8 protein-coding genes are annotated in these 10,449 nt (G+C 59.7%); all 8 read right to left on the reverse strand.

Annotation, left to right across the window (positions count from 1 at the left end; all coding sequences use genetic code 11):
* Positions 1-39: 39 nt before the first annotated feature.
* Positions 40-1,050 carry a chemotaxis response regulator protein-glutamate methylesterase gene (locus DCO47_RS13955; protein WP_042606945.1) on the reverse strand — a complete coding sequence of 337 codons (1,011 nt, stop codon included), beginning with the start codon at positions 1,048-1,050 and terminating at the stop codon, positions 40-42.
* Positions 1,047-3,317 (reverse strand): hybrid sensor histidine kinase/response regulator, encoded by a 2,271-nt coding sequence (locus DCO47_RS13960; RefSeq protein WP_064364281.1) that lies wholly within the window; start codon positions 3,315-3,317, stop codon positions 1,047-1,049. The genes DCO47_RS13955 and DCO47_RS13960 overlap by 4 nt, the downstream gene beginning before the upstream one ends.
* Positions 3,314-3,997 carry a chemotaxis protein CheW gene (locus DCO47_RS13965; protein ID WP_042606943.1) on the reverse strand — a complete coding sequence of 228 codons (684 nt, stop codon included), beginning with the start codon at positions 3,995-3,997 and terminating at the stop codon, positions 3,314-3,316. Before DCO47_RS13965 ends, DCO47_RS13960 begins: the two co-directional genes overlap by 4 nt.
* Entirely contained in the window at positions 3,997-5,265 is a 1,269-nt protein-coding gene (locus tag DCO47_RS13970; RefSeq protein WP_116658291.1) for a protein-glutamate O-methyltransferase CheR, read from the reverse strand. The genes DCO47_RS13965 and DCO47_RS13970 overlap by 1 nt, the downstream gene beginning before the upstream one ends.
* Entirely contained in the window at positions 5,262-5,810 is a 549-nt protein-coding gene (locus tag DCO47_RS13975) for a chemotaxis protein CheW (RefSeq protein WP_116658292.1), read from the reverse strand. Before DCO47_RS13975 ends, DCO47_RS13970 begins: the two co-directional genes overlap by 4 nt.
* A complete protein-coding gene (locus DCO47_RS13980; RefSeq protein ID WP_042606940.1) occupies positions 5,810-7,432 on the reverse strand; it encodes a methyl-accepting chemotaxis protein in 1,623 nt (540 codons plus the stop codon). The genes DCO47_RS13975 and DCO47_RS13980 overlap by 1 nt, the downstream gene beginning before the upstream one ends.
* A 77-nt stretch (positions 7,433-7,509) precedes the next feature.
* Entirely contained in the window at positions 7,510-8,598 is a 1,089-nt protein-coding gene (locus DCO47_RS13985) for an acyltransferase (RefSeq protein ID WP_256590153.1), read from the reverse strand.
* A gap of 5 nt (positions 8,599-8,603) precedes the next feature.
* Positions 8,604-9,716, reverse strand: coding sequence for an acyltransferase (locus DCO47_RS13990; RefSeq protein ID WP_133247408.1), 1,113 nt, complete (start codon positions 9,714-9,716; stop codon positions 8,604-8,606).
* Between the last annotated feature and the right edge of the window lie 733 nt (positions 9,717-10,449).

Below are 10,449 nucleotides of genomic sequence, written 5' to 3' on the forward strand. Positions count from 1 at the left end.
CCTGAGTACTGCGGGGGCCTGGATTGCCGATCAACCTGTTCATTTGGGGAAAATCTCCAGCAATCGTGGCGCTATCTTTTCCAGCGGGCGAATTTCCACCGCGGCATCGATCGCCGCGGCAGCCTTGGGCATGCCGTACACCGCACTGCTGTGCTGATCCTGAGCGATGGTCAAATAACCCTGCTGGCGCATGAGCTTAAGCCCTTGCGCACCATCGCGCCCCATCCCGGTCAATAAAACCCCGATCGCGTCACCGTTCCAGTAACTGGCCACGCTCTCGAAAAACACGTCGATCGAGGGGCGATAGATCTCGTTGACGGGTTCGGCGGTGTAGGCCAGCGTGCCGTTTTTCAACAAGCGAATATGGTGATTGGTCCCGGCCAGCAACACCGCGCCACTTTGCGGCGGCTCGCCTTCACGGGCCAGACGCACATCGAGACCGCTGGCGCTGGCCAGCCACTCGGCCATCCCAGCGGCGAATACCTGATCGACGTGCTGCACCAGCACGATCGCCGCGGAAAAATCCTTCGGCAGGCCTTTGAGCAAAACCTCCAGCGCCGCCGGCCCACCCGCAGAAGAACCGATCGCCACCAGCCGCTGGCGTGACGGCGAACTGCGCGGCGAACTCGGCGCCGGGCGCGAACGTGGCGCCTTGTCGCCGATCAGCCAGCCGATGTTGAGGATCTTGCGCAGCAACGGTGCCGCCGCTTCCTGGGCATTGCCGGCGCCGATCGCCGGGGTGTCGACCACGTCCAGCGCGCCGTGCCCCATGGCCTCGAACACGCGGTGCACGTTCTGCTGGCGGTCGACGGTGACGATGACAATCGCGCACGGGGTCTCGGCCATGATCCGCCGCGTGGCTTCGACGCCGTCCATGATCGGCATGATCAGGTCCATCAGAATCAGGTCCGGGGTGTATTCGGCGCAGCGTTGCACCGCCTCGGCGCCGTTGCTGGCGACCCAGATCACCTGATGCGCCGGCTCGAAGGCCAGTGCTCGGCGCAAGGCCTCCACCGCCAGGGGCATGTCGTTGACGATTGCGATCCTCATGCCCGCGCTCCCCCAATGAGCTCGACCACTGCATCGAGCAGGGCGTCGTCATGAAAACTGGCTTTGGCTAGATAATAGTCGGCGCCGGCGTCCAGTCCACGGCGACGGTCTTCTTCGCGATCCTTGTACGACACGACCATCACCGGCAGCGATTGCAGACGGTTGTCGCGGCGCAACAGGGTGACCAGCTCGATGCCGTCCATGCGCGGCATGTCGATGTCGGTGATCAGCAGATCGAAGTTCTCCGAACGCAGCGCGTTCCAGCCGTCCATGCCGTCCACCGCCACCGCGACATCGTAGCCGCGATTGAGCAGCAGTTTGCGTTGCAGCTCGCGCACGGTCAGCGAATCATCGACTACCAGCACCCGTTTGCGCGCCGCTTCGGCAGCCTGGTTGCCGTGGCGAGCGATGCGTTCCAGGCGCCCGGTATTGAGCAGTTTGTCCACCGACCGCAGCATGTCTTCGACATCGACGATCAGCACCACCGAACCATCATCGAGCAAGGCCCCGGCGGAGATGTCCTGAACCTTGCCCAGGCGCTCATCCAGCGGCAGCACCACCAGCGTGCGCTCACCGACGAAACGCTCGACCGCCACGCCATAGATTGCCTCGCGCTCGCGGATCACCACGACTTTGAGGGTCGCGCCAGCGTTCTGACTGGCCGGGCGATTGAGCAACTGACTCGCCGCCACCAGGCCGACATGGCGGCCCTCGTGCCAGAAGTGCTGACGGCCTTCGACCTGCACGATGTCTTCGGGGGCCAGGTCGCACATGCGTTCGATGTGCGCCAGCGGGAACGCATAGGCCTCTTCGCCGACCTCGACCACAAGGCTGCGCACCACCGACAGCGTAAGCGGCACCTCCAAGTGAAAACGGCTGCCCTCGCCCGCCGTCTGTTCCAGCACCACGGCCCCGCGCAATTGGCGAACCATGTGCTGAACAGCGTCCAGACCGACGCCACGGCCGGACACTTCGGTGACCTTGTCGCGCAGGCTGAAACCGGGCAGAAACAGGAAGGTCAGCAGTTCTTCTTCGCTCAATTGCGCTGCAGTTTCGGCTGGGGATAACTGCCGTTCGATGATGCTGCGGCGGACTTTCTCCAGATCGACACCATTGCCGTCATCGCTCAATTCCAGCACCAGCAAACCGGCCTGGTGGGAGGCGCGCAGGCGTATCAGGCCTTCTTCGGGCTTGCCCTTGAGCAGGCGTTGTTCCGGGGTTTCGATGCCGTGATCGACGGCGTTGCGCAGCAGATGCGTGAGCGGCGCTTCGAGCTTTTCCAGCACGTCGCGATCGACCTGGGTTTTCTCGCCTTCGATCTCCAGGCGCACTTGTTTGCCGAGGCTGCGACCGAGGTCGCGAACCATGCGTGCCTGCCCGCTCAGCACGTCGGCGAAGGGGCGCATGCGGCAGGCCAGCGCGGTGTCGTAGAGCACTTGTGCACGCTGGCTGGCTTGCCAGGCGAACTCGTCGAGTTCGGCGTTTTTCTCGCTGAGCAGTTGCTGCGACTCGGCGAGCAGGCGTCGCGCATCTTCCAGCGATTCGAGCGCTTCCAGACTCAGCGCGTGCTCCTTCAGGTGAACGTTGAGATTTTCCAGCGCGCGCAGGCCGTTGTTCTGCATGCGCTTGAGACGCTGCATGGTCGCCAGATGCGGTTTCAGCCGCTGGGTTTCCACCAGCGATTTGCTCGACAAATCGAGCAGGCTGTTCAGGCGCTCGGCGGTGACGCGCAAAACGCGCTCGCCGCCTTCGGTGGTGCGCTTGTTTTTGCGCGGTGTCGGCTCGGCGGGCTCGTCAATAATCGGCGCCGACACCATTGGCGCTGGCTCGATCTGCAAATCGGCCATCGGCGGCGAAGCAACGACAGCGGCTGCTGCCGACGGATCGAGCAAACGCCCCATCAACACCACGTAGGCTTCAATGTCAGTCGATTGCGGCGCGTTGGCCGGCGTGGCGATGCGCATCAGCAGGTCGGTGCCCTGCAACAACGCGTCGATGTGCTCGGGACGTAGTAACAAACGGCCTTCCTGCGCGCTGACCAGGCAATCCTCCATGACGTGGGCGACGCTGACGCCGCTGTCGATGCCCACAATCCGCGCCGCGCCTTTGAGCGAGTGCGCCGCGCGCATGCACGACTCCAGTTGATCGGCCTGGGTCGGATTGCGCTCCAGCGCGAGCAGTCCGGCGCTGAGCACTTGGGTCTGGGCCTCGGCTTCGAGGCTGAACAGTTCGAGCAGAGAGGCGTCGCGCATTTGCTCGGGGGTCATGTCAGGCTCCGGGTCACGGCAGACAACAGCTGTTCTTCATCCAGCCAGCGCAGGCTGCGACCGCGATATTGCAGAACGCCACGGGTGTACCTGGCACTGGTCTGCGCACCGGACTGCGACGCGGCATCAAGGATGCGTTCGTCGATGGCATGGATGCCGTCGACCTCATCCACCGGCACCACCACTGGCCCGCCATGGGCGGCGATGATCAGCATGCGCGGCATGACTCGTCCGCCGCCGACCGGCGCAACGCTGCCGTCAAGGTCAAGCAATTCCACAAGCGACAGGCACGCGACCAGCGCGCCACGCACGTTGGCCACGCCGAGCAAGGCGCGCGAGCGCTGGTGCGGCAGCGAATGAATCGCCTGCAGCGGCGCGACTTCAACGAGGCTGCGCGTCGCCAGTCCGAGCCATTCCTCGCCGAGGCGGAACATCAGCAAAGAGCGGGTCTTGACGTCGGTTTCGACTTTGCTGACCACCGCGTCGCGCTGGTCCTGCTGCAACGAATAGCGGTCGAGCAGGCGCGTGGCGGCGGCGGAATACACCGAGCAGTTGCGGCAATGGATGTGCTCTTCCAGCAACGGGCAGGACTTGTCGCCATGAATGCCGATGCGGTTCCAGCAATCGTCGATGGCGCGGGCATCTTCGTGGGTAACGTTCAAGGTGTCGGACGCGCTCATCATTTACGCTCACTGTCGGCGGTGCGCCCGCTGCGGGCGGCGCGCTCCTGCAATCGTCGGGCACCCACCGAGTCGCCCTGGGCCTGGAGCAACGCGGCCAGGTGCATCAGTGCTTCGGGGTGTTGCGGTTCGAGATACAAAGCCTTGCGGTAATAACCCTGGGCTTCGAGGCTCAGCCCGGCGACATCGCTGAGCAGGCCGAGCCAGTAGAACACCTGCGCCACCGGTTCATGACTGCGCAGATACTGTTCGCACGCGGCACGGGCCTCGGCGCTTTTGCCTTCGTTGGCCAGTGCAGCAATCTGCGCCAGCAATGTCGCGGCGTCCGGGTCGGCGGTTTTTTTCGTCACTGGCAAAGCGGTCACGGCGGCAAACGGACGGCTGCGCACTGGTGCCGGCGGGGTGCTGCGCAGTGGTTGGCTGACCGGCACGGCGAGCGGTTGAGGCGTCGGCAGCGGTTCGGGGTGCGGCTCGCTATGACGGCTGAAGGCAAAGGACTGCGCGATACCAATCGAGCGCATGCCCAAGCGCCCGAGCAGACTGCCCTCCGCCGGGCCGATAAACAGCACGCCGTCGACATGAGTCAGGCGCTTGAGCACTTCGAACACCTGCTTCTGGGTCGGTTGGTCGAAGTAGATCAGCAAGTTGCGGCAGAACACGAAATCGAAGGCAGGCTCGTTCGCCAACAGCGTCGGATCGAGCACATTGCCGACCTGCCAGCGCACTTGTTCGCGAACGTATTCGTTGACCCGGTGGCCGTCCTGCTCGGCAAAAAAATGTCGTTCGCGGTATTCCAGATCCTGACCGCGAAACGAATTCTTGCCATACAACGCACGCCGGGCCTTTTCCACCGAGAGCGGACTGATGTCCACACCGTCGACCTTGAATTGATGCGGCTGCAATCCGGCATCAAGCAAGGCCATCGCAATCGAATAGGGTTCTTCGCCCGTGGAGCACGGCAGGCTGAGGATGCGCAACGCGCGCATGTTGTTGAGTTCTTTAAGCCGAGCTCGCGCCAGTTTGCCTAACGTAGCGAAGGATTCCGGGTAGCGGAAAAACCACGTCTCCGGGACGATCACCGCTTCGATCAGCGCCTGCTGTTCATCCCGCGAGCCTTGCAACAATTGCCAATATCCGTCGGCGTGGGCGGCCTGGGAAAGTGTGGTGCGCTGGCGTACGGCACGTTCGATGATCGCCGCGCCCACCGAGGCGACATCGAGGCCGATGCGTTCCTTGAGGAAATCAAAAAAGCGCTGATCACCACTCATGGCAGCGCCTCAAGCTGCGCCGGATCGCGCGGCGGATCGCGCGGCGGATCGGGGAACAGCAAACTGCGCACGGCGTCATCGAGCAAGTCATTGACCCGCACCCATTGCAGCAATCCCTGCGCATCTTCGCGCACCGGGCCGAGGTACGGCGCCGCGCGGTTGTCGAGGCCGTAGGGCTGAAAATCTTGCGGATGACAGCGCAGTGTGTCGGTGGCCTGTTCGAGAATCAGCCCAAGCCATTGCGCGGGCTGCGAGTGATCCGGCTGATAATTGACCAGCACCAGCCGCGTGCTGGTGCGCGCCTCGGCGGGCTGGCCAAACGTCAGCGCGCTGAGATCGATCACCGGCACCACCGCGCCGCGATAGGCGACCACCCCGGCCACCCAATGCGGCGCGCGGGCAATCGGTTTCAGCGGCAGGCGCGGCAGCACTTCGGCCACTTCGGTGGCGCGCAGGGCATAGCGTTCGCTGCCGATGCGAAACAGCAGGAACAGTGCCGGTTTCGCCACTGGCGCGGCGCCACGCTTGGCGATGATTTCGCTCATCAGACTTTGAATCGCGAAACGCCGCTGCGCAGGCCGACGGCCACCTGGCTCAGTTCGTCGATGGCGAAACTGGCCTGACGCAGCGATTCGACGGTCTGGCTGCTGGCATCGCCCAACTGCACCAGCGCGTGGTTGATTTGTTCGGCGCCGGTCGCCTGGGCCTGCATGCCCTCATTGACCATCAACACTCGCGGGGCCAGCGCCTGCACCTGATGGATGATCTGCGACAGCTGCTCGCCGACCTGCTGCACTTCGGACATGCCACGGCGCACTTCTTCGGAAAACTTGTCCATGCCCATCACCCCGGCCGACACCGCCGACTGGATCTCGCGGACCATTTGCTCGATGTCATAAGTGGCCACGGCGGTCTGATCCGCCAGACGCCGGACTTCGGTAGCGACCACGGCGAAACCGCGGCCGTACTCGCCCGCCTTCTCGGCTTCGATCGCCGCATTGAGCGACAGCAGGTTGGTCTGATCGGCCACTTTGACGATGGTCACCACCACCTGATTGATGTTGCCGGCCTTCTCGTTGAGGATCGCCAGTTTGGCGTTGACCAGATCGGCCGCGCCCATTACCGAGTGCATGGTGTCTTCCATGCGCGCCAGGCCTTGCTGGCCGGAACCGGCGAGCACCGAGGCCTGATCGGCAGCGGTGGACACTTCGGTCATGGTCCGCACCAGATCCCGCGAGGTCGCGGCGATCTCGCGGGAGGTCGCGCCGATTTCGGTGGTGGTCGCTGCGGTTTCGGTAGCGGTGGCTTGTTGCTGCTTGGAGGTGGCGGCGATTTCGGTTACCGAGGTGGTCACCTGCACCGAAGAGCGCTGGGCCTGGGAGACCAGCGACGTCAACTCGGTCATCATGTCGTTGAAGCCGGTTTCGACCGCGCCGAACTCGTCCTTGCGATCGAGGTTCAGGCGCGTGCTCAGGTCGCCGGTGCGCATGATGTCGAGGATGGTCACGATCCTGTTCATCGGCGCCATGATTGCGCGCATCAACAGCAACCCACAGAGGCCGGCGGCCAGCACCGCGACCAGCAGGGAAATGACCATGCTGACTTTGGCCGTCGCCACCGCGTCGTCGATGTTGGCCATGGCGGTATCAGCGACGACTTTGTTTTCGCCAATGATGTCGTTGAGTTTCATGCGCCCGGTGTACCAGGCCGGAGTCAGTTTTTCGTTGAATAACTTGACCGCATCCGCTTCAAGATTACGACTGCGCAGGTCCAGTACAGCGTTTTGAATCTCGATGTAGGTATCGTGATATTTCTCGAACAGGGCGAACTCGGAACGGTCTTCGTCGGTAGCCATGGTTTTACGATAGTTGGCCATCTGCTCTTGCAGACGCGCCTCGAATGCCTTGTAGTCCGCCGCATCTTCGCTGGAAATGCCCTGGCCTTCCTTGAGGCCGAGCAGCTCCTGGGTCTGCAAATAACTGTCGACCCACGCGCCGCGAATCATCGAGCTGTAGTAGACGCCGGGGATGGCATCGTCGCGCACGCTGTTTTCACTGGCCTCGATTTTCAGCAACCGCGAGTAGGACAGCACCACCATCAACAGCATGATGGCGATAATCACCGCAAAGCTCGCCAAGATGCGTTGGCGCAACGTCCAGTTCTTCACAGTGAATCCTCGTGCCTGATCGAAATGCGGGGAGTATAGCCGAGGGCGGTGTTTCATTTATAAGACGCTCTCGATCCTCAGGCCTGCGCTCTTTTGCTGGCGCCGCGCTGCAATTTCGAATTGATCGCCTTAGCCAAGCCAATACCTGGTTTTTCCAGCAATGCATAAACGACACTGGCCATTACCAGCGTCGCCAGCAAGTAGCTCAGAAAAACCACAACATCGAATTGTGCCTGCAGGTCTGTCGCATACGCCGCCCACTCCAGAAAGAACGGGTGTATCAGATACATCGAATAACTGATCGTGCCCAGGAACGTCAGGCTGTTGATGCTTTTGCGCAGGAACAACGTCACCACAAGGGCAATGGCCATACCGATCAGATAACTGGTCATATAAACCAGCGGATTTTCCTTGTAGCCCTGATCGGCGCTGTAAGCCAGCAGGCAGATAATCGGAAGCAAACACGCGAATAATGCCAACCAGACAGCGACGTATCGGTGAGCTTGCCCATGCGCCAGGCCCAGGCTGACATCCCGCCACAGACTGCCGAAAAACATGATTGAGAGGCACAACGGCAGCGCCACAGGGATCTTTTTGGCCAGATAGAACCTGGTGATCGCAAAGATCAGCGCCACTGCCAGCAACCCGATTGCCGCGCTGAGTCGCACCCAGGCTTTACCCAGGAGGCCGACGCTGAATAACGCCGCGCAAGCCACGTAGAAAAACATCTCGATGATCAGAGTCCAATACACGCCGAACAGATCCGGTGTTTGCACAGCGGCCTGCAGCATCGTCATGTTGATCAATACTGTGGAGAGCGGTACGGGCGTCGACAAAAACCAGTCCGAACTCGCAACCGCCAGAGCTATGGAGAACCAATACGCCGGATAGAGTCTGAAAAACCGGGAAACGGCGAAAACCGCCAGCGCATGCCGGCCCTGTTTCAAACTATAAGGAATGACCATCCCGCTGATCACGAAGAAGATCACCACCCCTACCTGCCCCAAGTTCACATGAGCAAAGAAGAAAGAGTCCCTGAGCGGGGTTCGTTCGATGAAGTGTGCTACCACCACGAACATTGCAGCGATGCCTCTCAAGGCATCCAGATGCGTCAGTCGATCTACCGGACTTGCTGCCCCGTCAGTAGCAAAGGGTAAGATTTTCAAGGATCTCAGACTCCCGCTTCGATCGATGATGCCTTCGCTGCGCCGGCCGCTTTGCTGTTCGTCAATCGCGCATCGAGAATTGCATTGATATGCTGGCCCAATCGAATCGAGCGTTTCTCTATCAAGAAATAACAAAGTGATGAGAAGACAAGCGTGCTCAGACAATAAATAACAAAAACAGGAGCATTGAAACCGTTCTGCAGATGCACCTTCGAGTCAGCCAACTCCAGGAAGAACGGATGGATCAGATAGACTGAATAGCTGATCGTCCCTAGAAAAGCGAGCACCCGGCTTTCCAGTTTCAACACCGTGGTAGCCATCACAAAGAACGCCAGCGCAGCAAAATAACTACCGGTAAAATTCCAGGCACTTTCTTGCAGCCCTTGATCGATATCGTAAGCCAGCAGTGCGATGATCGGAAATGTGGTAACAAACATAGCGATCCAGATCATGCTGTATTTCTTTCCCGACGGATTTCGATCGATTTGATAGTTGCGCCATATCCCTCCAAACAACATCAATGAAAGCGATGACAGGATTCCAACAGGGGCCGAGACAGAGTAATAATGTCGTGCCGCCGCTCCGGTTAGCGCAAGTAATAGGAGTGATATTGCCAACCAGAAGCGCGTTTTCAGGCACCCCAGCATTCCGAATACACTCAGCGCAATACAAAGACCATAGAAAACCAGCTCGACAAATAAGGTCCAATACACACCAAACAAGTTGGCGTACCCTAACACTGCCTGAACCATGGTGATGTTTGCCAATACCCTGCTCTCTTCAAGCTCCCCCGAAATAAAAAAAACAATAGCAAAGCAGGCCAATATTACTGAGAGCCAATAGGCAGGGTACAACCTGAAAAACCTTGAAATCATGAACCGCCGGTTCTTTCCGGGATAATCCTTGAAACTGAACGGAATTACGAAACCGCTGACCATAAAAAAAACCACGACGCCGAACTGCCCCGGCCGAAAATAATCGAATACCACCCAGCTGAGGAGTGGCGTTCTTTCAATATAGTGAGAGCCCATGACTGTCAGTGCCGCCAGGGCCCTGAGCGAATCGAGGTAAGTCAAACGATGACTGCTGACCATTCTGCTTGAAATATCCTTTTTCAATGACCTGCTCCGTTGAACAAATGACTAGGAGTTATATGTTTATTAATTGCGTTGATCTCACTGCAATAACAATCCGAAACGTGGCCCCGCTTGAGTAAGCGATCGGGTTAATCCACTCGTATTGATGTTCGGTCTCCAAACAAGGGTTACCCGGACCTCGAGCCTTCAGCCTGGATCGAAAATTTCTCTGCTCTGCGCTCAAGTGTGCTTCCAGATGTTGCTTGCGCTCTGAAGAGGCGCTCACAATCATGGTTGACTTCAACTCTTGCCGCGGGCCGTTGAGCAATGGGCTATCTGCGACACTTCGCACTGCAAACAACCTATGTCATTCGTCAGGCTCGGTCAGGTTCCGCGAAGAGCGGAGCATCCGCAGCGATACGTGCACTTAGAATGAATAATGGAAAAAGCATCGTTTGGGGGGCATTTCGCTGAAGCGAGTGCAAAAACAGGAATTTCCTACAGACATAGCCGTGCCGAAAATACTCGATTTCCTACATTCAGCTTTTACATAGTGATTCTGCGATCGCGCCATCGAAAGTTTCGAGGTGTGCTAACGCTTTCCGGCACACCAAAATTTCCTGCTCGCGAAACAACCCCCTCGGTCCCGGCAAATCCCCAACTGCGCAAGAAGTTGCGCAGTTGGTCGTAATATTTCAGGGCCTAAATCCTCTGCAGCCCAAGCAGTGCAAGGCCTGCAGCCAAGTGCGCAAGAAGTTGCGCAGTACTGCGCAAC

The sequence above is a fragment of the Pseudomonas sp. NDM genome (genome assembly GCF_003105095.1).
GTDB lineage: Bacteria > Pseudomonadota > Gammaproteobacteria > Pseudomonadales > Pseudomonadaceae > Aquipseudomonas > Aquipseudomonas moraviensis_A.

Excerpts from the sequence above, each read along its gene's own strand:
- DCO47_RS13955 (WP_042606945.1), bottom strand. The coding sequence starts at position 1,050 with ATGAGGATCGCAATCGTCAACGACATGCCCCTGGCGGTGGAGGCCTTG.
- DCO47_RS13960 (WP_064364281.1), bottom strand. The coding sequence starts at position 3,317 with ATGACCCCCGAGCAAATGCGCGACGCCTCTCTGCTCGAACTGTTCAGC.
- DCO47_RS13965 (WP_042606943.1), bottom strand. The coding sequence starts at position 3,997 with ATGAGCGCGTCCGACACCTTGAACGTTACCCACGAAGATGCCCGCGCC.
- DCO47_RS13970 (WP_116658291.1), bottom strand. The coding sequence starts at position 5,265 with ATGAGTGGTGATCAGCGCTTTTTTGATTTCCTCAAGGAACGCATCGGC.
- DCO47_RS13975 (WP_116658292.1), bottom strand. The coding sequence starts at position 5,810 with ATGAGCGAAATCATCGCCAAGCGTGGCGCCGCGCCAGTGGCGAAACCG.